The organism is Clostridium sp. CMCC3677 (assembly GCF_023845585.1).
Taxonomy (GTDB): domain Bacteria; phylum Bacillota; class Clostridia; order Clostridiales; family Clostridiaceae; genus Clostridium; species Clostridium aquiflavi.
In genome coordinates, this window is record NZ_JAMQHS010000006.1 from 109,116 (window position 1) to 133,756 (window position 24,641).

22 protein-coding genes are annotated in these 24,641 nt (G+C 26.6%); 4 read left to right on the plus strand and 18 right to left on the minus strand.

From position 1 onward, the window contains the following. Nucleotides 1-7 precede the first annotated feature (7 nt). From NG901_RS08875 to NG901_RS08915, 9 genes are all read right to left on the minus strand, one after another. Complete coding sequence (locus NG901_RS08875) at nt 8-319, minus strand: V-type ATP synthase subunit F (RefSeq protein WP_003373988.1); 312 nt, start codon at nt 317-319, stop codon at nt 8-10. Continuing rightward, nucleotides 312-1,313: a V-type ATP synthase subunit C gene (locus NG901_RS08880; protein WP_252213725.1), complete on the minus strand. Its 1,002-nt coding sequence runs from the start codon at nt 1,311-1,313 to the stop codon at nt 312-314. Before NG901_RS08880 ends, NG901_RS08875 begins: the two co-directional genes overlap by 8 nt. 12 nt (nt 1,314-1,325) lie before the next feature. Continuing rightward, nucleotides 1,326-1,916, minus strand: a complete 591-nt coding sequence (locus tag NG901_RS08885) for a V-type ATP synthase subunit E (protein WP_252213726.1) — start codon at nt 1,914-1,916, stop codon at nt 1,326-1,328. Nucleotides 1,917-1,950: 34 nt separating this feature from the next. Beyond that, complete coding sequence (locus tag NG901_RS08890) at nt 1,951-2,436, minus strand: V-type ATP synthase subunit K (protein ID WP_252213727.1); 486 nt, start codon at nt 2,434-2,436, stop codon at nt 1,951-1,953. A 13-nt stretch (nt 2,437-2,449) separates the two neighbouring features. After that, nucleotides 2,450-4,414, minus strand: coding sequence for a V-type ATP synthase subunit I (locus NG901_RS08895; RefSeq protein ID WP_252213728.1), 1,965 nt, complete (start codon nt 4,412-4,414; stop codon nt 2,450-2,452). After that, nucleotides 4,401-4,727 carry an ATPase gene (locus tag NG901_RS08900; RefSeq protein ID WP_252213730.1) on the minus strand — a complete coding sequence of 109 codons (327 nt, stop codon included), beginning with the start codon at nt 4,725-4,727 and terminating at the stop codon, nt 4,401-4,403. Before NG901_RS08900 ends, NG901_RS08895 begins: the two co-directional genes overlap by 14 nt. 206 nt (nt 4,728-4,933) lie before the next feature. Beyond that, nucleotides 4,934-6,598: a B12-binding domain-containing radical SAM protein gene (locus NG901_RS08905; RefSeq protein WP_252213732.1), complete on the minus strand. Its 1,665-nt coding sequence runs from the start codon at nt 6,596-6,598 to the stop codon at nt 4,934-4,936. Beyond that, a complete protein-coding gene (locus NG901_RS08910; RefSeq protein ID WP_252213734.1) occupies nt 6,573-7,136 on the minus strand; it encodes a hypothetical protein in 564 nt (187 codons plus the stop codon). The genes NG901_RS08905 and NG901_RS08910 overlap by 26 nt, the downstream gene beginning before the upstream one ends. A gap of 194 nt (nt 7,137-7,330) precedes the next feature. After that, nucleotides 7,331-8,635: a hypothetical protein gene (locus tag NG901_RS08915; RefSeq protein ID WP_252213736.1), complete on the minus strand. Its 1,305-nt coding sequence runs from the start codon at nt 8,633-8,635 to the stop codon at nt 7,331-7,333. Between the two features lie 196 nt (nt 8,636-8,831). On the opposite strand from NG901_RS08915, the gene spoVB reads away from it, so the two are divergent. Further along, nucleotides 8,832-10,331 (plus strand): stage V sporulation protein B, encoded by a 1,500-nt coding sequence (spoVB, locus tag NG901_RS08920; protein ID WP_252213737.1) that lies wholly within the window; start codon nt 8,832-8,834, stop codon nt 10,329-10,331. 175 nt (nt 10,332-10,506) lie between these two features. Here spoVB and NG901_RS08925 read toward each other — a convergent pair whose 3' ends face one another. From NG901_RS08925 to NG901_RS08945, 5 genes are all read right to left on the minus strand, one after another. Beyond that, on the minus strand, nt 10,507-12,114 hold the full coding sequence (locus NG901_RS08925; RefSeq protein ID WP_252213739.1) for a putative polysaccharide biosynthesis protein: 1,608 nt from the start codon (nt 12,112-12,114) through the stop codon (nt 10,507-10,509). A 9-nt stretch (nt 12,115-12,123) separates the two neighbouring features. Beyond that, entirely contained in the window at nt 12,124-13,092 is a 969-nt protein-coding gene (locus NG901_RS08930; protein WP_252213741.1) for an RluA family pseudouridine synthase, read from the minus strand. A gap of 30 nt (nt 13,093-13,122) precedes the next feature. Next, nucleotides 13,123-14,304, minus strand: coding sequence for a M20 metallopeptidase family protein (locus NG901_RS08935; protein WP_252213742.1), 1,182 nt, complete (start codon nt 14,302-14,304; stop codon nt 13,123-13,125). A gap of 24 nt (nt 14,305-14,328) precedes the next feature. Continuing rightward, the gene (locus tag NG901_RS08940) at nt 14,329-16,443 is read right to left on the minus strand and encodes a cell division protein FtsA (protein ID WP_252213744.1); all 2,115 of its coding nucleotides are present in this window, start codon (nt 16,441-16,443) and stop codon (nt 14,329-14,331) included. 569 nt (nt 16,444-17,012) lie between these two features. Beyond that, on the minus strand, nt 17,013-19,019 hold the full coding sequence (locus tag NG901_RS08945) for an ATP-dependent helicase (RefSeq protein ID WP_252213746.1): 2,007 nt from the start codon (nt 19,017-19,019) through the stop codon (nt 17,013-17,015). 183 nt (nt 19,020-19,202) lie between these two features. On the opposite strand from NG901_RS08945, the gene NG901_RS08950 reads away from it, so the two are divergent. Further along, nucleotides 19,203-20,681 carry a nicotinate phosphoribosyltransferase gene (locus tag NG901_RS08950; protein WP_252213748.1) on the plus strand — a complete coding sequence of 493 codons (1,479 nt, stop codon included), beginning with the start codon at nt 19,203-19,205 and terminating at the stop codon, nt 20,679-20,681. A gap of 117 nt (nt 20,682-20,798) precedes the next feature. Here the strand turns inward: NG901_RS08950 and NG901_RS08955 are convergent, their stop codons facing one another. The 3 genes from NG901_RS08955 to NG901_RS08965 all read right to left on the minus strand — a co-directional run bounded on the left by NG901_RS08955 (nt 20,799) and on the right by NG901_RS08965 (nt 22,169). Then, nucleotides 20,799-21,005: a hypothetical protein gene (locus tag NG901_RS08955; protein WP_252213750.1), complete on the minus strand. Its 207-nt coding sequence runs from the start codon at nt 21,003-21,005 to the stop codon at nt 20,799-20,801. Between the two features lie 281 nt (nt 21,006-21,286). Further along, entirely contained in the window at nt 21,287-21,604 is a 318-nt protein-coding gene (locus tag NG901_RS08960; RefSeq protein WP_252213752.1) for a hypothetical protein, read from the minus strand. Nucleotides 21,605-21,851: 247 nt separating this feature from the next. Further along, nucleotides 21,852-22,169, minus strand: a complete 318-nt coding sequence (locus tag NG901_RS08965) for a hypothetical protein (RefSeq protein ID WP_252213754.1) — start codon at nt 22,167-22,169, stop codon at nt 21,852-21,854. Nucleotides 22,170-22,445: 276 nt separating this feature from the next. Between NG901_RS08965 and perR the strand changes: the two genes are divergently transcribed. Together perR and NG901_RS08975 are read left to right on the plus strand one after the other, a co-directional pair. Next, nucleotides 22,446-22,862: a transcriptional regulator PerR gene (gene perR, locus NG901_RS08970; protein ID WP_205449880.1), complete on the plus strand. Its 417-nt coding sequence runs from the start codon at nt 22,446-22,448 to the stop codon at nt 22,860-22,862. A 124-nt stretch (nt 22,863-22,986) separates the two neighbouring features. Beyond that, nucleotides 22,987-23,895 carry a hypothetical protein gene (locus tag NG901_RS08975; protein WP_252213756.1) on the plus strand — a complete coding sequence of 303 codons (909 nt, stop codon included), beginning with the start codon at nt 22,987-22,989 and terminating at the stop codon, nt 23,893-23,895. Between the two features lie 137 nt (nt 23,896-24,032). On the opposite strand, the gene NG901_RS08980 is transcribed toward NG901_RS08975, so the two are convergent. Continuing rightward, complete coding sequence (locus NG901_RS08980) at nt 24,033-24,620, minus strand: hypothetical protein (protein ID WP_252213758.1); 588 nt, start codon at nt 24,618-24,620, stop codon at nt 24,033-24,035. Between the last annotated feature and the right edge of the window lie 21 nt (nt 24,621-24,641).

A 24,641-nucleotide genomic window follows, 5' to 3' on the forward strand; every position in this document is an offset into this window, starting at 1 on the left:
TACCTTTCTATAAAATATTAACGCCTACAGCTTTTTCTACGTTATCACTTATTCTTTGCATACCTATATTTAATGTTCCTTGATTGCTTGGAATTAATATTACAGCAGGAAGTACTTCTTTATTGTATCTTTCAATTGTTTCTTCGATACCTTGTGCAACATGTTCTGTTACAAAAACAACTGCGTAATCATTCTTTGCTAATTTATCAACAGTTTTTTTTGCTTCTTCGTTTCCAACTACAGGGAAAACGTCGATACCTAAAGCTTTAAAAGCTAAAACTGAATCCTTATCACCAACTACACCTATTTTCTTAAACATAAATATCACGCAGCCTTTCTCTAATTACTTCCGCAGAAATATTATTGAGTTTGCCAACCATTACAATTCTTATAATCTTTATTTCTGTTTCTTTTGCATAAATATAAGCTACTAAAGGCTCGACTCCAAAAGGTATTATTTTAGCGTCTTTCATCATATCCATGATATAGTTATCAACTAACTTTTCTAATAAACTCACAGAACCTGTCTTTGTATAGTACTCTATACCTGATTTTATTAAATCATTATAATCAGTGAACGAAAGCTTATTAGATATGTTTTCTACTGCATCATTTAACATTCCTAATAACTTATCTTTATCTAAAGAACCTCCTTCAATAATAACTGAAGCAAAGAATTCCCTGCCTTTGTTTTGCTTTTTAACTCTTAAAAGAGTTTTCAAGTTTGTAGAATCTATAAGAGCTTCTACGTATTTATTAACAAAGTTATCTTTTATTTCATTCTTAATTTGTACTAATTGTTTAAACATATATTTATCTAAAATAATGTCAAGTATTTGAGGATCTTTAGTATTTTCAAATTTATCCTTTGACTCTTCTATTGCTTCTCTCATAACTTTAGGTAAATCTCTTAATTCATTATTTTCTACTAAATACTTTAATCTTGAAGCTTCAATAGTTCCAACATGAATTAATAGATAAGATAAATCTTTCTTTAAAAAGATACCTTTTAATATTACTTTTATATTTTGATAATCATATTTAATACTCATTAAGTCAACAAGAGATTTCATTGGACTTATTTCATACATTAAATGAAACAATCTTTTTAATTCTTCACTTAATATAATTTCATAGTCTTCTGCTCTCTTAACATTTGTCATAACATTGGCATACTCTGTTTCTTGAAGCACTTTTAATGCTTCATTGGCAGAATTGGAATCGATCATTCTGTCAATCTTTGATTTATCAAGGAGTTTTGTTTCGTATACTCTTAGTCTCGGTATAACTTGACTAAATTGCATTATATCCATTAGTTAACCTCCTTAACTAAACAATACTCTTGCTACTTCAAGACCCATTTCATCTTTTAATGAATTTACTAAAGCTTCAAAAGTATTATTTATTTCTATGCCATCTTTCTCTAATACGAATCCGCCTTTAAAGTTTCCAGCTTTATCACTTAGAGTTATATTTCCTTTTGAACCAATTTCTCTATTTAATTCTGCTACAAAATCAGAATCAATCATTTTCTTCCCTTGTTCATTTAATATTAAATTTTCATCTCCTGAAATATTGCTATTTAATATTACAGTTTTTACAAATCCTTTAAAATCATCACTTGATGCATTACAAAGTTCTTCTATAGTAGTTTCAAAAACTTCACTAATAACTGTTTGTTTTGATTTTAACTTCTCGTTTCTTGCTTGTAATTCTGCACTAGAAATGATTCTTTCTTCTCTTGCTACAGCTTCTGTTTCAGCTTTTTTTACAATAATCTTTTCTTCCGAAGCAGCTTTTTCTTGCTTTTTAGCAATTATCTTACTTTTCTTCTCTTCAGCTTCTGATAAGATTATTCTTTTTTTATCTTCCGCATCTTTTACGATTTTAGAAGTTAAATTATTTATGTTAGACATAATCTTCACATCCTAATTCTATAATAAGCTATTATTAAAATACACCATTTACTAATAAGAATGATACAACGAATCCTAATAATGCATAAGTTTCAACCATCGCTGCAAGAACCATACCTTTAGTGTTGTGTTCTGGGTTTTTAGCTAATATTTGAATACCAGCAGCTGCTGCTTTACCTTGAGCAATTCCTGACCATAAACCAGTGATAGCTATTGGTAAACAAGCAAATAATAAGTATAAACCTTGTGAAAAAGTTGTTTCTGGACTTAATTGTAAAAATACTAATAATCCTATAACGAATCCATAAAGACCTTGTGTACCTGGTAATAATTCAAGAATTAACGCTTTACCAAATTTTTCTGGTTGTTCTGATAATAATCCTGCTGCTGCTTCACCTACGATACCAACACCTTTTGATGATCCTATTCCTGACATTCCTACTGCTAAAGCAACACCTAGTGCTCCCATAACAAATCCACCGTTATTTTCTAAAAAAAACTTAATCCAACTCATATCCATTTTAAATGTCCTCCTACTCTTCTCTTAAATTAATGTATTCATTTTTTGCTTCAAGTGGCTCAAATGCTTTTCCACCACCATCGTAAAATTTTGAGAAATATTCTACATAAGTAAGTCTTAATGTATGAACATATCCACTTAATAATGATAATAATAAGTTTACTGTTTGGAACATGATAAATATTAATGGTGCAAACAGAATAGTTCCTAAAAGTGAATTACCATTATCTGATACCATTCCCATAATCATGTTTATAGCTCCTGCTATAGATCCACCTGATAAACCTATTGCCATAAGTCTTGTGTATGATACTAAGTCACTTATGTATCCTGTAATACCATATAATTCATAAAGACCTTGGCCTATTTTTCCACCTGTTGATTCCATTTGTCTTCCTTGTGTTAAAACAATTAATATAGAACCAATAATGGCACCTGCTATAGATGCTGTTTTTAGTACTGGTATATTAAGCATTGATCCAGCTCCAATTCCTCCAATAGAACATAGAGTTATAAGCCATGATCCAACATCCATAAAAGCATCTAATTTCTTTCCTGCCCTTATTAATACAGCTGCTTTTATAAATAATCCAAACACAATTTGAATTGCACCAAATACTACTGACATAACTAGTATTGTCATAACATCTGTACTTGTATCAATTAAACCTTTAATACCTATTAAGTCTCCAAAGAATGAACCATAAATTAATCCAAATATAATTGTTGGGAAACTTAAATACATAAAGAACTTAACCATTTTTTTCGTTTCTGCATTAAAATTAAATAACTTTAATGCTCCAAGAGTTCCTAATAACAATAATAATCCATATCCTGCATCTGCAACCATCATTCCAAAGAAAACCAAATAGAATGGTGTAACAAATGGAGTGGGGTCTATATCATTATACTTAGGTAAAGCATACATTGATGTTACTGATTCGAATGATGCATTTAAATCATTGTTTTGCAATTTAATAGGTACATCATCAATTTCTTCTTCTTTAACATCTTCAAAAGCTAAATAGTAATCCTCACCTAATACATCCTTAGTAATTTGAGTTAACCTATCATTTTTTTCACTAGGAACCCATCCTTGTAATAAGACTGTTTTATCAGTCTTCAAAAATCTATTAGTAATAGATTTTCTATTTACTAAGTTATAGTAATATTCATAAGCTAATTTCAAGCTTTCTAAATTTTCCTCAAATCCTGCTAATTCTTCTTTTACTAAGAACTTTTCAGAATCAATTAAGGACATTCTTTCATTATATTCTTGAATAAGCTTTAAAGGGAGTTCTTTCTCATCTGTTTTAAACGGACTAAATCCAAACCCTCTTAGTACCTCTTCCACTTCTTCTTTCTTATCCTTATGAGCTAAAAGGAAGAAGTAAGTGTCTTGATTGTCTTTTGATATAATTTCTAAATAACAATCACTCAAATCATTTTTCAATGCTTCCTCATATTGGTTAGCAATGCTTCCTAAGAAATATTCAGTTACTTTTAAATCATCTAAAGATCCTAATGCTAAATCAAAATTCTCATATGGTTTTAAACTTTGAACATTTCCTTGTAATCTAGTCTTTTCATTGTCTAATGAAGCTAAAGTATGCTCTTTTTCTTTAACTTTATCATAGACACCTTCCCATTCTCCATTTAATACTTTTTTTTCTAGTTCTTTAGGAGTTAATGAAAGTTTTTCTGTACGTAAAGACTTTATTAATGATTGTTTAGGCACATAGTCCTTTAAGAACTGTAGGGCAAATTTAGCTTTTGATAATTCTTCTTCCCACCTTGATATGTCAGAATCAATTTCATCCTTATCTAACTCATTAAGAACTTCATTTTTTTCTTGAATATTCTCATCTTGTAGATTGATAAATTCAACTTCTGCGAAGTTTTGTACTCTTTCAAGAAGTTCATTTTTCTTTGATTCAAAGGCTAACAAGGTGAACTTATTCATCTTAACTATTGCCATGAATCTTCACTATCCTCTCAATCACTAATTTAACAGCATTATTTTTCTTATCTGCAGATATATGTAGTATATCTTCTGATTCTTGCTTGCCCTTATTTATTATAGGCTCTGCTTTTTTATTTGCTGCTTCTACAGCATTTGAAATAATTTTATTTGCTTTTTCTTTTGCAGAAGATAAAGTATCAAGATATTGCTTTTCTGCTTCATCTGTAGCTTTCATAACAATATCTTTAGCTTCATTATTAGCTTCTTTAAGAATTTCTTCTGCTTGAGCCTCAGCTTTTTTTATTTCTTCAATTGCTTCTAATGCCAAAATATCACCACCTTCATGCCCTTAAATATAAAAATAATATATATATTAATACTTTATATAGTATTAATTACTTTGTGTCTATTTTATTATACACTCTTTTTGTATATTTTCAAGAATTTTAAATTATTAAATGCTAAAATCGGTCAAAATTCAGTAAAGTATCTGTTATGTAAATGTTATCTTTATTTTACATCCTTTTACTTCTTCTAACTTATTTTTAGATTTATATAATCACCAGTATTATTAAACAAATAATAACTTTCTGATATTTGTATATTTCCATTTAAAATATACTCCTCAATATTTATTGAGAATTTTTCTAAATAATACTCCTTAAATGAATATTTATGCTTTAATTTATCTTTTATATCTTTTTCATCTTCTTTTTTAATATTACTTCTTAAAAAATCTGGTAATCCACGCTTTTTATTGAATATTAAATAATCAAATTTTAGTATTTCATTTAATATATCGTTATTATCTTTCAAAACTTCATTATTAAAGTCTAAAAATACTTTATAATATTCTATATTTCCAATGTTTTTATTAAAATATCCTTTTCTATGAAAAAATTTTCCTAGTGAATAATAAAATTCAAATGGTGTATCAAATTTACTCTCAAAAAATCTAATAATATTATTGAATTTTTTGGAATTATAATATTTATCTACCATAGCTTCTACCTTTTTTAATTTTAGTAGTTCATCATAATTAATGCAATCAGTCTTTAATATTTCATATGGTGGATAAGGCGAAAATTTCATTTTATACTTTTCAGCTTCTTCTCTCATTGAAGATCCCTTTAATAGTTTTAAAAAACCTAATTGAATTTCTTCTGGTCTTATTTTATAAACATCATTAAAAGAATTAACAAATGAATCATAATCCTCCCCTGGAAGACCAGCTATTAAATCTAAGTGTTGATTAATATTTTTTATAGCCATAAGTTCATCAACCTTTTCTTTTATGTCTTCAAAATTAACAAATCTATTTATATTATTAAGAACCTTGTCATTTGTCGTTTGAACTCCAACTTCAAATTGAAATCTTCCCTTTGGTGCTTTTGATAATAACTTAATTTCTTCTTCTTTTAAAATATCTGCTGATATTTCAAAATGAAACTTTGTTTCTGTATCTGTTTCTATCAAAAACTTCCATATAGCCATTGAAAATTTATAATTACAATTAAATGTACGATCTACAAATTTAACTAACCTAACTCTTTTATCGATGAAATACTGCAATTCCTTTAGTACTCTTTCAATATTTAAAAATCTCACACCATGACTTGTTGATGAAAGACAATATTTGCAATTAAAAGGACATCCTCTTGAAGCCTCATAATAAACTATCTTATTATCTAAATTTTCATAATCTTCATATGGAAATACTAAGTCATCCATAGACATAAGAGGTCTTTTTTCATTAGAATATACATTTCCATCTTTTTTATAGTGAAGACCTTTTATCTCATTTACATTCTTTAAACCAAGTTTATATAAAATAAAATCTCTATATGTCTTTTCACCTTCACCTTCAATAACATATTCTCCAATGTTATTTTCTAAAAACTTATGTGAATCAAATGACACCTCTGGTCCTCCATATAAAATTTCAATATTTTCATCAACATTCTTAATAAGATTAGACAGTCTTGTAACCATTTCTACGTTCCATATATAAACTGAAAAAGCAACAACATCAGGCTTTTCATTAATAATTTCTTCTAATATCTTTTCTTCTCTATCATTAATAGAAAATTCCCTTATTATACTTTCACAATCCATATCTTTAGTAAAATTTCTTAAATATCTAACTGCTAAATTACTATGAATAAATTTAGAGTTAATTGCTGTAAGTAATATCCTCATTCGTATTTGTCTCCTCTACTTCTTTAGAGTTTATTTCATTTTTAAGTTTTTTAGCTCTTATAAAAAACATATCCTCCCAAACTTTTATCTCTTCTATATCAAAATATTTTAAAAGTATCTTTTTTATATCTTCTACATTTGAACTTATTATTGGATTCAAATTTTTAAATGTAAATTCTTTTACTTTACCCTTTGGAAGTATAACTCTTATTTTATTATTAAATAATTTACCTCTTTCTTTATTAATATCCCAAATTAATATTTCTCCATTCTCTTTTATATAAGAATTAATTTCTTTAATTAACTTTTCTTTTTCTATGTTACTCCAAAATCTATTTAAATTAAAAAAAAGTGTACATGCGTCATATTCACTTCCTTCTAACCCCTCTTTATCATTACTAAAAACATAATCAAGTGACAATTCTGATTCTACTTCTTTGGAAATACTGTATATTACACCAAAATTTTCTTGTCCAACATCTAATACGTCACCTTTTAAATTAATGTCTTCTAAATTAATAACTAATGTTTTCCCCATAAAATTCCCCTCTTTTCCCTCTAAATATATATTCTATCATTATTAAGCGTATTATTAAAGTTATGGAAACAATTTTTTTAATAATATTAAGTCTAAAAATTTAAAATTTCATAAAAAAGTTTAATTAAAATAAGAAACCACTCTATAATATTTACTTTTATAGAGCAGTTTCTATTTCACTTTAAGGCTTTATTTTAAATACTCTTATTCTTTTTATTATTAAATCTAATTATATTTAGTATGAGCAAACTAAATAAAAGAACTATTATAAATATCCAAACTGGCTTTGGTAAGTTGAAATTTAGTCCTAAATTACCACATTGTAATTTATATATGCAACCTATACCTGAATCTAATATATATATATTACCACATGAGTATTTTATTCCTTTTACATCACTTTCACCTTTTAATTTTAACAGCTTGTATAAAACACCATTTGAATTTACTGAACTTATAACGTTATTCTTTTTATCATAAAATACATTAGAATCTTTTTCTAAAATTTTACCTTCTTTATCTATTGCTAAACATTTAATACTATTAACTTTAGAAAATTGATATTCTGGTCCATCAACAATTTTATTAGGTGGATTATTTATTATAGGCATTAATTTATTTTCATCATTAAATCTTGGTGAACTTATTGGATCCCCTCCACTAAAATCTGGCCATCCATACCAGTTTTCTTCCTGTAATTTGTATAAATAATCAAAATCTCTTTTAACAGGTCTTACTCCTTTCTCCTCCATACCACCAACTATTGCTATTAAATTATTATTGCTATCTAAGTCCCACCCTGTTATATTTCTTATTCCACATGCATATAGAGAGGTCTTATTAGTTTTTAAATCTATTTTTATAACAGATGCGTTTCCAAATTTTTCAGCACTTATTTTTTGACCTCTAATACTTGAATTGGTATATGGCATATATGCCCCTGTTTTTTCTTCTCCATAATTTTCACCATTCAATACAATATTTATAGGACTCTTATCGTATGGAATTTTGTTAAAATCTATTTCTCCATTACCTTCTGCAATTCCGGAATTAGTTGCTGCTCCAATTGATAAAAGTAAATTTGAATCCTTAACAATAAGATTTCTATCAAGATTTTCACCGTTTGTTGGTATTTCTTTTAGAATTACCTCCAGAAATTTACTTGCCATATTATAATGATAAAGTTCATCATTTGAAATAAAATACATATCATCCTTTGTACAAACTATACTTTCTATAGAAAACGACTTATTTTCTACCAATGTTTCTTCTCTTCCATCATCTTTTAATAATTTTATATAGTTCTTATACGCCACATATGTATTTTCATATTCATCTTTATCAAAAGCCACTGCATTCTTACAATTTTTTGATGAAATACTCCAATCTATATTATCTTTTAAAATGTTTACTCTATAAATTCCTGAAAATTTAAACAATAAAAAAGCTAAACTTACTATTATAACGGAACTAAATAAAAATTGACAAAATCTTTTCAAATCTTAACCCCCTCAATATAAAATTAACCATATATTTTCCCTTGTTAAATTTATATTTTAAATCTAATAAAATATACCCTTAAGCTTAACCTTTTAAATTAAAATGTTTATCATATCTTAACTTTTAATTTAAAATGTTCATATTTAGTCATTACTTTGAATATGCTTTATTGTAATTTAAAGGAGTGAATTAGATTTGAGTAAGGACAACTTTTTAAAGAATTCTTTTTTACTGACGGCTTCTAATATAACAACAGGAATTCTTGGATTTATATTTACTATATATTTGTCTAAAATACTTGGTCCCGAGGGTATGGGCTTATATAACTTAGTTATGCCAATTTATAATTTGTTCATATGCCTTATGAGTGCAGGAATCGTAGCTGCTATTTCTAAAATATCTGCAATATATAAACAAAAAGGAGAATATAAAAATATAACTAGAACTATACGAATTGTTTCTCTTTTTAACATAACCTGGGCTCTACTTATTGGCATAATGGTTTTTTTTGCTGCACCAATAATAGGTAAATATGGTGTTAATGATGTGCGAACTATTGATGCTATACGTGTTATATGTCCAGCTATGGTTTGTATTGCAATTTCAAATATTTTTAAAGGCTATTTTTATGGAACATCGGAAATAAAAGCACCTGCTATTATTGATATTTTTGAAAAAGCTATGAGAATTGTAACTGTAAGTATTTTAATATTTTTCTTAAAAGCTAAGACACTTCAAAATATGGTTACATTAGCTACTGTTGCATTATGCATTGGTGAATTTCAAAGCTTATTATGTTTATTTATTTACTATAAATACACTGTAAAAAAAATTCCAAAATCATATGAAAAACCAGAAGGTAGATTTCAATTATTGTTTGATGTAATAATAGTAGCAATTCCTTTATGTTTAAATGGCTTCCTAAGCAATATTTTAGCTACACTTTGCACTTTAGTTGTACCTAGGAGATTAGTATGTGCTGGTTTTAATTATTCTGAAGCCTTAAGCTTAATAGGTAAATATAATGGTATGGCTATGGGATTGATCGCTATTCCTCTTATTGTTGTTTCAACTATAAATACTTTGCTTATACCAGATCTTTCGCAAACTTTAAGTCAAGGAAATCAGTATAAGGCTTCTCTTCGTATTAGAAAAGTAATTAAACTAGCCTTTTTACTTGGACTTTCAACGACTATAATATGCAATATCATTCCTGATGAATTAGGAAAAATTTTTTATGGCAGAAATGATTTAGGTCCATATATAAGAGTTGCATCACTTGCTGCACCGATTTTCTTCACTTCTACTACTATGTTTGGAATTTTAAATGGTCTTAATAGGCAGGGTGTTATTCTTAGAAATTCATTAATTGAAGCTTCAATTGAGTTAGTATGCTTATATGTATTTACATCAATACCGTGTATAAATATTTTTGGTAATAGTATAACTCTATTTATAGCTTGTGGTATTGGATTATCACTTAATTTATACGAAGTTAAGAAACATATTAATATAAATTTAAATTTTACAAATGTAATAATATACTTACTTCTTGGTATTTTAAGCTTTTTAATTATTAATATATTCGCTAAAAATGTTTTAGTTAATTTACCTATAGTAAATAGTTTTATGGTAATTGGTTTAACTTTTATAATATTTTTATATCTTGGAACCTTTGGAGAAAGCGATGTTTAATAATGTATTTACTACTTATTTTAATTAAAAACTGGGAAATTAGAATTTTTAATTTTTGACAAACATAAAAAGTTCATGTTTCTAAACTCTACATTTAGAAACATGAACTTTCTCCTTAATTATGTTATATCCTATTTCTCAAACTCACATCAAGATTCTATTCAAACATAGCCAATTATTTTAATTTTACTCTCAAAAATCTTGGCAAGATATTATATGCTTTTTGAGAGAATGACGTAATATCATTTTTTCTGATGCCGCCTAATATTATCATCAAGTACAAGTATGCAAATCCACCTACTGAAATCATAAGCATTGTTACTAATCCTTGTGCTATTCCTCCAGCATCTAACAATATGAGTAATACTCCAAAAGGTTCTTTAATTAAGTATATGCCTGCAACCATTCCTATTGAAGAAAGAATCGGTTTTAAAGTATGCTTAAACATTGGTAATCTCATTTTTAATGTTTTGCTAAGTTTTCGTTGATTTAATATAAAAGGTATTGCAAACCATAGAAAATTACCAAAAACAGCACCTAATACATTGATCTCTGGCATTCCAACCAATATGTAATTTGTAACTATTTTAGCTACTATACCTATCATAAATGTTCCTAAAACAAAGTAAAGCTTATTCATACTTTGCAATATAACATTTTGAATTTGTACAACGGCCATTAATATTACAACAACAGAACCGTATATCATTAATTCAAATCCTTGTTCTGAGCCATATAATAATAAATAAATTTCTTTACTTAAAACGGCAAGTCCTACAGCTGCTGGTATTGTCACTGCATAAGTTATTCTAAATGCAAAATTTACTTTTCTTCTAATCTCTTTTTTATCTTTTATAGCTACTGCACTTACAATTGCAGGTAATACTGTTGTTGCTAGTGCTGTAACTATTACTAACGGAACAGAAAGTAATGTTTTGTACGTTCCAAGTATTCCGTAAAGCTCATTAGCTTGTTTTTCTAAAAAACCAGCATAAGCTAATCTATTTTTTACATTTACCATATCAATTAAGCTACCCAAGTTTTGTAATCCAGCACTTAATGTGATTGGTACTCCGTATTTGACTAATTTCCTAACTATTCTCTTATTGCTTACCCTTTTAACAGGTGACTCTGCACCAAAGGCTTCCCCTTCATAATTTTTCTTATAATATACATATATCATATAAAGGCACGCTATTATTGCACCTAATGTAGTACCTACTGTTCCACCAGCGCTACCATAAGGAATGCTTATTTTTACTAAAACATAAGCAAATGCTAAACTCACTCCAACATTTATTATTTGTTCTAATACTTGAGATACAGCTATTGCTGTCATATTATTTTTACCTTGAAAGTACCCCCTATATGCTGACAATATAGAAGTCACAAAAATACTTGGAGCTAAAAATAGCAGACCATATGCCGCTTGTGGTGTTCCTATTGCATTTGCTATAGGCGTAGATAATATCATGATAAGTATACTTATTATACCGCCAACACCAGCATAAAGTATTGTAGATATCTTTAGTGCCTTAATTGCATCTCTTTTATTTTTCATAGCTGTAAGCTCAGCTACAACTTTTGCAATTGCTGGCTGAGCTCCTAAAGTAGTTACTGCATATGCAAATATGAATACTTCATAACACATTTGGTATATTCCAAGGCCTTCAAGACCTATTGTTCTTCTTAATAACGGAACATAAAATACAGACATCAGTTTAGCTAAAAGTCCTGCTGCTGAAAGAATTACAAAGCCTTTAGTAGATGATTCTTCTTTCATATTAAACCCCTATCTAAGTGAAAATTTAAATACATCACTCTTTATCTTCTTTAATATCGGAGGTAAAGCATTAACTACAGTTTTATTTGTTAAATAAGATACTTTACCTTTCATTTCTTTAAAAACTAATTTATATGCATATAAATATTGATATTCTAATCCATACTTGTTTTTGAAGAATGAATTTAATTTTCTATCTCCATATTTGTCATCACCAATTATAGGACTTCCTAAATGTGATAAATGAGCTCTTATTTGATGGCTTCTTCCTGTAATTAAATTAATTTCAAGTAGTGAATATGCACCATTAGTTTGTGTTGTAGTAACTTCCATTGCTATTTTTTTAGAATCTGGTACTTCTTTTTCATATACCTTAGATATATTTGTATCTTGATTCTTTAATATATATCCTGTATATAATCCATCTTTTACCTTTCCCTTAACTAAAGCTACATAATATTTTCTTACTCTATCTTCTCTTATTGTTTCATTGATAGATTTTAATCCCTCAAATGTTTTTCCAAACATAACCAAACCAGATGTGTTTCTATCTAATCTGTTACATGGTGCAGGTGTAAATGTAATTTCATTTTCTGGAACGTATGATCCTTTTTCTTTTAAATATGAAAGTACATAATCTGTTAATGTAGGTTCTTTTTCATCTTTATCAGGATGTACTAAAATACCTGGCCATTTTTCAACTACTAATAAATTTTCATCTTCATATGCTGTTTTCATTCCACTAAAATTTACTTGAATAAATTTTTCTTTCTTTTCCGGATTACTCTTTATATATTTTATTTCAACAATATCTCCTTCTTCTAAGAAATACTTTTCACTTTGTTTTTTACCGTTAACTCTTATATCTTTTTTTCTTAAAGCTTTAAATATTGCACTTAGTGGAACGTCCTTTAATAACTTTCTTAAAAATTTATCTAATCTTTGACCGGCTTCATTAGCTCCTATTTCGATTTTCAAATATTATCACTCCTATAATTTTTCTTTTGGTTACTTTGTTAAATAATTAAATGCTGTTAAACACTGAATTGCTACACCAAGTGGTATACAATCTTCATCTATATTAAAAAGATTACTATGTGCAGGTTCAGTGGTTTTCTTTTGTTTATTTCCTGATCCTAGAAAATAAAATGCTCCTGGTCTTTCCATTGCAAAATATGCAAAACTTTCAACTCCCATATGAGGTGCTTTTTGTTCAACTACATTTTCATTTTTTAATATATGACTTGCAGAACTCTTTAACAATTCTACCATATAATCATCATTGTATAGACAAGGATAGCTTTCTTCTATCTCTATTTCTGCTTTTGCTCTTGAAGACAAAGCAATTCCATTAACAATTTCTTTTAATCTTTCGCTTGCAAATATTCTGTCTTCTTTTGTCATCGTTCTAATTATTCCGCTTAATGTAACTTCCCCTGGAATAATATTTTGAGCTGTCCCCCCATTTATTGTTCCAATAGTAATTACTGATGGATTTACAGGCGATATTTCTCTACTAACTATACTTTGAAGTGCAATTACTATATGACTAGCTACAACAATAGGATCAATTGTTGTATGTGGTGCAGCTCCATGTCCCCCTTGACCTGTAATTTTTATTTTAAATGGATTAGATGCAGCATTAACAACGCCTTTTTTAACTTCTATATTTCCAATACTTACATTTTCATCAACATGAAGACCCAACACATAATCAACCCTTGGATTTTCTAGTACTCCATCTTGTATCATATATTGAGCTCCACCAACAGTTTCTTCAGCAGGTTCAAATAATAATTTCACATTTCCACTAAATTCACTTTTGTATTTATTTAATATTTGGGCTACTCCTAAAAGTATTGTTGTATGTGCATCATGTCCACATGCATGCATTTTCCCACTTACTTTTGAGCTATACTCACAAGATTTCATATCTTGAATAGGAAGTGCATCCATGTCTCCTCTTATTGCTATAGTCTTATTGCTGCCTACTTTTTCTCCTTTTATAATTCCACAAACTCCAGTTTTTGATACCTCTATATATTCAATGCCTTCTGTTTTTAAAAAGTCTTTTATAAGGTCAGAAGTTCTATGTTCTTCAAAACCAACTTCTGGATGCTCATGTATATCTCGTCTTATTGATATCAATTTGTCTTTTATATCATTAGCCTCTTTTTTAAAATCTATCATAAACACATACTTCCCTTCTAGATATTATGACCAATAAACTTCTATAACATCGCCCTCATCTATTCTAGCTGTATATGATGAATTTTCCCCATTAACTTTAGAATTTATTGTGCCCTTTGAAATTGTTAAATCAAAATCTATATAGTCAAAAATATCAACAAAAACATATTCATTTTTGCCTTTTAATACTATCTCTTTATTATTTACAATAACTTTTATTTCATTAAATTTTTCCTGAAATTTATCTTTATCTACATCATTATTTAAATTATCATCAGTACTTAATTCATAATCTTCATTTAACTTAGACTCTTCGTTTTCTTTTTTAAGTTCTTCATTGCTATCGTTTATTGGTTCAATATCTTCTAGTTTATCATTCTCTATTTGTGTTTCAACTAATGAACTATCTTTTTTTATAAGTCTTTCTCCATCTTGAGCTTCATATTCCTCATGTAACAAAACATCATCTTTGAACAAGCTTATTTCATCATTATTTAAAACATATTCTTTTATTTCAGAAACTTTATTTGGTATAAATACTCTAAGTTCATCACTATTTTTCAATTCATAATGTATATCTTCTATTTTATTATTTATTGTTATTATAGGTTCCAAATTTATAAGTTCATCATTAATATAAATAGTTATAGAATTTATATTTTCAATATAATCACGTACTTTAGGACTCGCATTATTACCATTCTTAGCATATTGTACTTCTATATTATCATTAGCCTTAACTTCTGTTTCTAATGCAGATTCATTTCCATTTATAAATATCTTAGCACTAGTTCCATATTCTCCAAATACAATTCTTTTACGTCCATTATATTTAAATCTTATACTCTTTCCATTTTTAGCTATAAGTAATGAGGGATTAATTCCCGCTTGAAGTAATACATCCATAACTGTATGCTTGTGAGAATTAAATAAACTAACAGGTGTATCATTTAATATAACATCAATAAAATCTGTACCTAAATTTCTTAATGCTATAAGTCCTATTCCTAGTACTGTAACCCCTGCTGATCCCAAGGAATTATCAGATATGCATTCTGTAATAGCATTTCTATCTTTAATTGCAATTCTTTGAGGTGGTAAATTTAAATTCACACTTATACATTCTAATAGTCTAGGTGTATGTGCCCCTCCACCAACTAAAAATACAGCACTTGGAGACTTTCCACCATTTAATTCTAAAATCTTACTTGAAATCTCTTCTGATATCTTTTTTACTGATGGATCAATTAATTTAATAATATTTGATGATAAAATTGTATTTTCAAGGCCTAACACATCAGTATAAACAATTTCTTTAGATTCATTTACAGACTTTTTTATAAATTCTGCTGTATTAAAATCAACTAAATACTCTTGTGCTATTATTTCAGTAACTTCATCTCCAGCCATGGGTACCATACCATATGCAGATATTGTTTCTTTATTACTTATTGCTATATCTGATGTTCCCGCACCAACATCTATAAGAGCAATATTTAATAACCTTAAATTTTTAGGTATAGCAGCTTCTATTGCTGCAATAGGTTCTAATGTTAAATTAGTTACTTTTAAATTTACCTTATTCATTACAGAATAAAGAGAATCAATGACAGATCTCGGTAAAAATGTTGCTATTACTTCTGCTTCAATAGTTTTCCCCTTATGTCCTATTAAATTAGATATAACAAAGCCATTTAAATAAAAGCTTTTAACAGAATAACCAACACAATATAATTTTCCATCAGCACTATTATCTATTTCTTCTTCTGCATTTTTAACAACACTAAGTTCTAAACTCCTTACAATTTCCTTATCAATTTCTTGATCTTCATCTATTTCTATTTCTGCCCTTGAATTTACAGTTCTTAAAAATCTCCCAGCAGCTGCTATGGATACTTCTGTAAGTGTAATTTCTATTTTCTCTTCTAATACTCTTTTCACTTTTTCAACCACAGAAGCAACTAAATTAATATCATGAATTTGACCATCTACCATGGCTCTTTCTTCATGTTCCATATATTCTTCACATACTACTTCAAATTTTTTATCTCTTATTATCCCTACAGTTCCTATTATAGATCTTGTTCCTATATCTAATGAAAAAATTATATCTTTAGGATTAAAATTTTTTAACTCCATCTAAACACAACCTTTATCGTACAAATTTAGTAATTATTCCTCTTAAATATACTATAAATTATATATTATAATCTAATCACATTCAATTAATCATAATTCTCACAATTTCTTTATTATCCAAATAATTATACTATATATTTCATAAAAGTTATAATAAAATAAAATTATACAAAATATTATTATTTTTTTGCATGAAAATAAGCATAAAAATGAAGTATTAAAACTCCATTCTTATGCTTATTTAATTTTATTTTTCTTATATTTTTCTCGTTCTTCTTTTGGATTTATTATTTTACCAACTGCAATGAGTATAACTGCTGCTAAAATTAATATAACAATCCATAATTTAACATTCATAACGAAATCACCTTATCTCTCAATATAATGCATAAATCATAAATATTTATCTAAAAGTATATATTCTATAAATTAATATAAAATCCTTTAAAATAATATTAACTAAATATATAACTATTTATTACAAATAATTTATTCTATTATTCTTTAACATTTTTTACTTTAGCAAGAAAGCAGAGGCATATAAAAACAATATTTTATTTACAAAACTATTAAACAATCTTTTGTATTAAATTATTTTCTGCTAATACCTTTAAAGAAAAACTTCTAATAATTCCATCTTTAAAATTTATAGTAACTTTATCATCTTCAATTGATTCTATTTTACCTAAGCCATAAGTCTTTTGCATTATATCATCACCTATTTTATATCCATAAGTATCCTTAGGCAGTTTGTCAAATCCTGATTCACCTATAAATCTAGATATTTCCTTAAATTGTCCTCTTCTATTCCTTGGTGCAAATAAATAAAGATTATCTATTGTTCTTGTTATTCCAACATAAAAAAGTCTTCTTTCTTCTTCTATGTTTTCTTCTTTGCTAGAGGAATGTGGAATAGTATCTTCATTACAATTTATAAGATATACATTTTTAAATTCCATGCCCTTTACTCCATGAATTGTACTAAGTATTACTCCTTCTCTTTGATTTTTATTTTTACTTTCTTCTATTTCATTACTTACATTTTCAATGTGAACTAAAAAATCAAATATATTTTTAAATCCTTCTGCGGATAATTTGAATTCTTCAATTACTTCTTCTAAATCATCTAAGTTCTGACTAAATCTTTCGCAATAAGATTTCAAATAATCTATATATTCTAGATCCATAACTATATATGAAATTGCAGAACCTAAAGAAACTTTATTTAAATAATTAAAGTCTTTCTTTAATTCATCCAGCTTCTTTCTTTGAAATGGTGGAGTATCATCTTTGTTTATTAATATATCAATCAAATTTTCCTGTATAGTATACTTTCTCACATAATCTATATTGTGCTTACTTATATATCTAAATGGTTTATTTATAATCTTTAGAAAACTCTCTTTATCAAAGGGGTTTACAACAAATTTTAAATAAGCTATCAAATCTTTACATATAAAATGTTCAAAAAAATTATATTGTCTATCTAACAATTTAAATGGAATATGATTTTTAGTAAATGCATCTATAACACTCATAGCTTCCATATTAGTTCTATAAAGAACAGCATTTTCTTCATATTCTATATTATATTTTTTTTCATTTTTAATTAAATCTACTAAAATATCCCCTTGAGACTTTTCGTTATAAGGAGTATAGAATTTGATTATTCCATTTTCTTTTTTATTAGATAATATTTTTTTATTATTTCTTTCTTTATTAAACTTTATTAATGCCTTAGACTTTTCAACTATATTATCTTTACTTCTATAATTAATCGATAAATAATGTTTTTTACTATCTTTAAATATCTCATCAAAAGTAACCATATACATTGGTCTAGACCCTCTAAATGAATAAATACACTGATCTTCATCTCCAACAGCAAATAAAGAATTATCTTCACCATAATTTATTAATTTTAAAAATTCAATTTGTAACTCATCACAATCTTGAAATTCATCAACTAGAATATATTTAAATAATTTTCTATAATAACTTAATGCCTTTTCATTATTTTCAAGTAATTCTAACGCTTCTATGGCTAAATCGTCAAAATCTATTTTTCCATGCTCTTTTTTATAATATTCATAACATTCTAAAGCATCTTCAAATATTTCTCTAGATACAGATGGTTTGAAATCACTCAGTCTTATTCTTGAAGTTTTATATAATGATATATTATTTAAAACTTCTTTAATTTTATCTTCATTAATGTCATCAAAATACTTTGTTAACACTTTATTTATAAGCTTGTTTACAATACTTCCATCTATTATATCTATACTTTTCCCTGTTCTTAAAAGAATTTTGTAAAAGAGTCCATGAAATGTGCCAAAGAATGGTGATATATTTTGTTTAAATCTATTTTCATATCTTTCTTTCATGTTTTTAGCTGCTGCTTTAGTAAATGTAATTACTATTATACGTCCATTACTAACTTTTAGTTTATTAACTAAATAATATATTCTGTTAATTATTACAGTAGTTTTTCCAGATCCAGGAGCTGCAATAATTAATGCATTTTTATCCTTAGTTATCACTGCTTCATTTTGATATATATCCAGATTATACATTAACTTCCTCTTTCCTTACTTAATTCTTGAATTATTATATAATAACGCAATAAATAACTATATTGTAATAATTATATTATAGATGTACAATAATTTTATTATATACTTTTATAGATACTTTCACAAACTATAGGTAGATAACTTAATTATAGTATTGTGAACTTTACTTAAAGGAGACTATTCATGGAAAATAAATTTAATGTTAGATACGAGAGAAATCTTACAATGTTAGTAGATTTTTATGAATTGACTATGGGAAATGGTTATTTCAATAAAAATCTTCAAAATAAAATTGCATATTTTGATATGTTCTTTAGAAGAGTTCCTGATGGCGGTGGTTATTGTATCATGGCTGGAGTTGAACAATTAATAGAATACTTAAATAATTTAAAATTTACTGATGAAGACATTATGTATTTAAAAAATAAAAATATTTTTTCAGAAGATTTTCTTAAATATTTAAGAGATTTTAAATTTAGTTGTGATGTTTGGGCTATTCCAGAAGGAAATCCAGTATTTCCAAATGAGCCATTAGTAACAGTAAAAGGTCCTGTAATCCAAGCACAACTTGTAGAAACAATGATACTTTTAACTATAAACCATCAAACATTAATAGCAACAAAAGCTAACAGGATTTGTAGAGCTGCTGGTAATCGTTCTGTAATGGAGTTTGGTTCTAGAAGAGCTCAAGGATATGATGGTGCTATTTATGGTGCTAGAGCTGCAATGATAGGTGGATGTGATTCAACAGCATGTACTATTTCAGATAAAATGTTTAATATTCCTGCTGTAGGTACAATGGCTCATAGCTGGGTACAACTATTTGACAATGAATATGAAGCATTTAAATCATGGGCTGAACTTTATCCAGATAATTGCTTATTATTAATAGATACTTATAATGTTATAAAATCTGGTATCCCTAATGCAATAAAAGTTTTTGATGAAATATTAAAACCACTGGGAAAAAGACCTACGGGTATTAGAATAGATTCTGGTGATATAACCTATTTAACTAAGCGTTGTAGACAAATGCTAGATGAAGCTGGATACGATGATTGTAAAATAGTAATCTCAAACTCACTAGACGAACATATAATTAGAGATGTACTAGAGCAAGGCGCTTGTATAGATTCATTTGGTGTAGGTGAAAGATTAATAACTGCAAAATCAGAGCCTGTATTTGGTGGTGTTTATAAATTAGTAGCTATAGAAAACGATAATGAACTAGTACCTAAAATTAAAATCAGTGAAAATGATGAAAAAATAACCAATCCTGGTTTTAAAAAAGTAATTAGAATTTTTGATAAATCTTCTCATAAAGCTTTAGCTGACCTAATAGCTTTAAAGAATGAACAAGTGGATGAAAGTAAAACATTGACTATATTTGATCCCGTTCATACTTGGAAGAGAAAAAAATTAAAAAATTACTATGCTAAAGAGCTTCAAGTTCAGTTATTTGATAGTGGCAATTGTATTTATGAATCACCTAGTGTGCTTGCAATTAGAGATTTTGCTAAAAATGAAACAAATAAATTATGGTCTGAAGTTCTTAGATTTGAAAATCCACATACTTACTATGTAGATTTATCTGAAAATCTATGGGCATTAAAGCAATCACTTCTTCATAAATATACTAAATCATATGAAACTCAAGATTAATCATTATGCTCTGTTTTAGCATAATGTTGATGTATTTAAAACAGATCCAATTATTAGGCACAATCAAAAAAATATCCTATATTTTTAACTTTAAATATAGGATATTTTTTATGCTAACTAATAGTTACTTTCATCATTATAAATAGATTTTTTTAAAAAGCTATATTCTTCTTTTATTATATCTTTGAAATTTATTCTATTTACTGATAAGTATTCTTTAAAAATACATTGTCCATCATCTTCAATATCACTTGTTAACATTGGACATGAATCATAACATTCATGATACTCCTTAGAACTTGACCAAAATGGACACTTACCCATAAACTCACACCCTTTTTTTGTAAGAAATTGTTTCCATCAGACTCATTATATTATAAAATATAACAAAAATAAAGTTTTTTAGCATTTTTACATATTTTTATAATATTTTTCTTTTTTTCTTTCTATTTATAAAAATATCTTAATGTTCAAAGCTATATAAAATTAACATTTATATAACCTTTATCTAAACATAATGTAATTTTTTCAAATTAAAAACTCTCTATTTCTTCTATAAAAAAATAAAGCTATACTATTAAAAATTAATAGTATAGCTTAAACTTCTAATTATTTTTATTTACTGTTATATTTATGATTTCATTTTGGAATGCTTTCAACAATGCCTTTTCTAATACCTTTTGGTTATCAAAGTTTTCTATATCTTTGCATACTGCAAATACCTTATTAGTCTCACCTTTGAAATTCATATAAGTTAAAGTTACATTTGGTTTATCATACTCTACATCTATAACTTTTATCCCCCAAGATATCTGAGCAAAATCATCTTTTATATTTAATTGATTTAGTTCTTTTATCTTTTTTACTTCTTTACTTGGATCTGTAATTATTATTAATTCGTCTCCAACTTTATATTTTCCCATAACTTTTTCCTCCTTATACATGAGCTGCTTAATTATAAGTAGTTTTTGTATATAACGTTAATTAATTAACAAATATATATTATTTTTTATTATTTAATTTTTCTTATTATATCACATATTATATATAATAAAACAAAAAAGTGAAAAAACATTAATTTACTTTATGTTAGAAAATTTCTACATGTAATAAATTAATTTTTTTCACTTATAATAAAATTGTGTTCATATATAGTTACTTCTATAAACACTAGCTATTTTTATCAACTGCTATATTTATTATTTCATTTTGGAAAGCTTTTAATAATGCTTTTTCTAATACCTTTTCGTTATCAAAATTTGCTATATCTTTGCATATTGCAAATACTTTATTTCTTTCACCTTTAAAATTTATATATGTTAAAGTTACATTAGGCTTATTATATTCTACATCTACAATTTTTACGCCCCATGCTATTTGTGCAAAGTCCCCATCTATTTTTAAACAAGTTAACTCTTTTAATTTTTCCATCTCTTTATTAGGATCAGTAACTATTATTAATTCGTCTCCAACTTTATATTTTGCCATATCGTACTCCTCCTCTATAATAATATAATTTTTAAAATAGATTGTTAATAAATTAACAACTTGTCCTACTTATATTTTAACAGAATTTGATAAAGTATACAATAGGTAATTTACAAAATATTAATAATATAATATTTTTTATGAATATTTTCCGTATATTTCTTATTATTTAATAATTATTACTACCTATTTCATTATTAAGTAATAATAATAATTGACTTTTAATTATTATTATTATATACTTTTAATATATTACAATAAACGGAGGTGTTTACAATTAACGAAATAGCTTTAATTTTCAAAGAAAAAAAGCTTAAATTGACACCACAAAGATTAGCTGTATATAATTATTTATTAGGCACTGCATCACACCCATCTGCCGAAATTATATATAAAGCTATTCATGAGCAATATCCAACCATGAGTTTAGCTACTGTATATAAAACACTAAAAACTTTAGTAGATGTAGGACTTATCCAAGAAATTAATGTTGGGGAAGGAAATTTCAGATATGATAGAAATCCTAATTCACACCCACATATACAATGTTTAACTTGTGGAAGAATTGATGACTTTGAAGATTTAAACTTGGATTATATTAATCAATTAGCAGAAGATCATTCCAAGTTTACAGTTTGTTATAATAGAGTTTATTTTTATGGATACTGTAAAGATTGTCAACATTTAAAATAATAAAAAAATAAATTATAAATATACCCATTTTTATAATCTTAGATTATTAAAAATGGGTATATTTTTTATAAAGTTAGAATTAAAAAAATATTATGTACATATAATTTAATTGAGGTGATACATAATGAAATTATTAATAATCAAAAAAAAATTTATTCTAGCTTTAATAGTTGTAATAATTATATCTACAACTATTATTATAAACAAAAGCAATACTTTACAAACCATTGCTCCTATAGATTCAACTAAAAACATAGATACCGATTTGACTTGTGATGGTCAAAATGAACATATAGAATTTATTAAAAAAGATAATACTGTTGATTTAAACATTTCTCATAATAGTAATAACACTTATCTATCTACTAAAATTAATGACAATGTACTTTTTTCTTTAAATAACCATTGGTCACCCAAAATTTATTTATATGATCTTTCTAGAGATGTAAGTCCAGAAATAATTCTACAAGGTGTAAAAGAAAATAAAAGCATATGTTATATATTTTCTTGGAAAGATGGTGAATTTCAAAATCTATATTCAAGTGATAAAAATATATTTGGCATATTAGACTCTAAAAATAATAAAACGCCTCAATGTTTTTCATTGTCAGCATCCAAAGGAAATTCATCTTCAAGCAGTTTTATGATAATAAATAATGAAGTATTAGATACAACAAACGAGGCTTCTACTATTCCGTCACTAAACAACATAACTAATTTCATCAAATTAATAGAAACACCTTATGAATTAGATGATTTACCTGATATATTTTCCCCTAAAATAGATAGTAACGATTTAGCTACTTTATGGAATTTAGATAAGGAGAATCATTCATATTCTTTTCAAGATGCATTCTTTTATGATTACGATTGGGATTCTTATAGTAATGCTACATCTTTAAAATGGAGATTAACTTTTGAAAAAAATAAATTAAAGGGAGAAGAGGGAGATAAAAGTGAAGTTATTTTTTATCTAGATTCTACAATAGAGGACTCTAATTTTAAAATCATTTCAATAAAAAGGATTAAATAAAAAGGCCGCTAATGCGGCCTAAAAGGGGGATGGGGGGGGGGCTTAATAAAAAGGTATTTTTTATTAAGCTTTTGGAGAATATATTCTCCGTTACAGTAATATTATTAACAACAATTCCATTTGTTATACATAGTATTTTAAATATCTTTAAATGCACCATTTTTATACAAATCTATTATCTTATCTATAAAATTAACTTTTTCTGGATGAACAAACCCCCTTAAAGATATTAACATTTCTAAATTACTATCTTCTTCTTCAATTTCTTTTTTATGATGAGAATTTGATCTTTTATTTTTCTTCTCACTTATATTTTTTTCTTGAGTGTTTATGTCATTTGATTTATCTGTAAAATCATTCATAATATCATTTGATGTATTCATAAAGTCACTTGTAATATCATTCATTGTATTTATGTTATTATTTCCATTCATAGGATTCATGTTATTCATGTTCATATTGTTCATATTCATGTTTCTTTGATTTGCATTTCCGAAATTACCTAAATTTATTCCTGCCATATTTGCTAATGGTGCTAAATTAGCTAAATTTAAGCCATCTATATTCATAGATGCTAAAAGACTATTTATATCAAAATTTCCTCCTAACATCCCCATTAATTGAGCTGGATCTATTCCAAATGGATTGACATTATTATTTCTAAAATTATTGCTTCCCATATTATTATCAACTGGCTGTTTTTCCTTACGTTTATGTTTAGCCATCAAAATTCCTCCAATTATAAT

Coding starts and splice junctions, on each gene's coding strand:
- NG901_RS08875 (WP_003373988.1), bottom strand. CDS start 319: ATGTTTAAGAAAATAGGTGTAGTTGGTGATAAGGATTCAGTTTTAGCT.
- NG901_RS08880 (WP_252213725.1), bottom strand. CDS start 1,313: ATGGATATAATGCAATTTAGTCAAGTTATACCGAGACTAAGAGTATAC.
- NG901_RS08885 (WP_252213726.1), bottom strand. CDS start 1,916: ATGTCTAACATAAATAATTTAACTTCTAAAATCGTAAAAGATGCGGAA.
- NG901_RS08890 (WP_252213727.1), bottom strand. CDS start 2,436: ATGGATATGAGTTGGATTAAGTTTTTTTTAGAAAATAACGGTGGATTT.
- NG901_RS08895 (WP_252213728.1), bottom strand. CDS start 4,414: ATGGCAATAGTTAAGATGAATAAGTTCACCTTGTTAGCCTTTGAATCA.
- NG901_RS08905 (WP_252213732.1), bottom strand. CDS start 6,598: ATGAGGATATTACTTACAGCAATTAACTCTAAATTTATTCATAGTAAT.
- NG901_RS08910 (WP_252213734.1), bottom strand. CDS start 7,136: ATGGGGAAAACATTAGTTATTAATTTAGAAGACATTAATTTAAAAGGT.
- NG901_RS08925 (WP_252213739.1), bottom strand. CDS start 12,114: ATGAAAGAAGAATCATCTACTAAAGGCTTTGTAATTCTTTCAGCAGCA.
- NG901_RS08935 (WP_252213742.1), bottom strand. CDS start 14,304: ATGATAGATTTTAAAAAAGAGGCTAATGATATAAAAGACAAATTGATA.
- NG901_RS08940 (WP_252213744.1), bottom strand. CDS start 16,443: ATGGAGTTAAAAAATTTTAATCCTAAAGATATAATTTTTTCATTAGAT.
- NG901_RS08945 (WP_252213746.1), bottom strand. CDS start 19,019: ATGTATAATCTGGATATATATCAAAATGAAGCAGTGATAACTAAGGAT.
- NG901_RS08950 (WP_252213748.1), top strand. CDS start 19,203: ATGGAAAATAAATTTAATGTTAGATACGAGAGAAATCTTACAATGTTA.
- NG901_RS08955 (WP_252213750.1), bottom strand. CDS start 21,005: ATGGGTAAGTGTCCATTTTGGTCAAGTTCTAAGGAGTATCATGAATGT.
- NG901_RS08960 (WP_252213752.1), bottom strand. CDS start 21,604: ATGGGAAAATATAAAGTTGGAGACGAATTAATAATAATTACAGATCCA.
- NG901_RS08965 (WP_252213754.1), bottom strand. CDS start 22,169: ATGGCAAAATATAAAGTTGGAGACGAATTAATAATAGTTACTGATCCT.
- NG901_RS08975 (WP_252213756.1), top strand. CDS start 22,987: ATGAAATTATTAATAATCAAAAAAAAATTTATTCTAGCTTTAATAGTT.
- NG901_RS08980 (WP_252213758.1), bottom strand. CDS start 24,620: ATGGCTAAACATAAACGTAAGGAAAAACAGCCAGTTGATAATAATATG.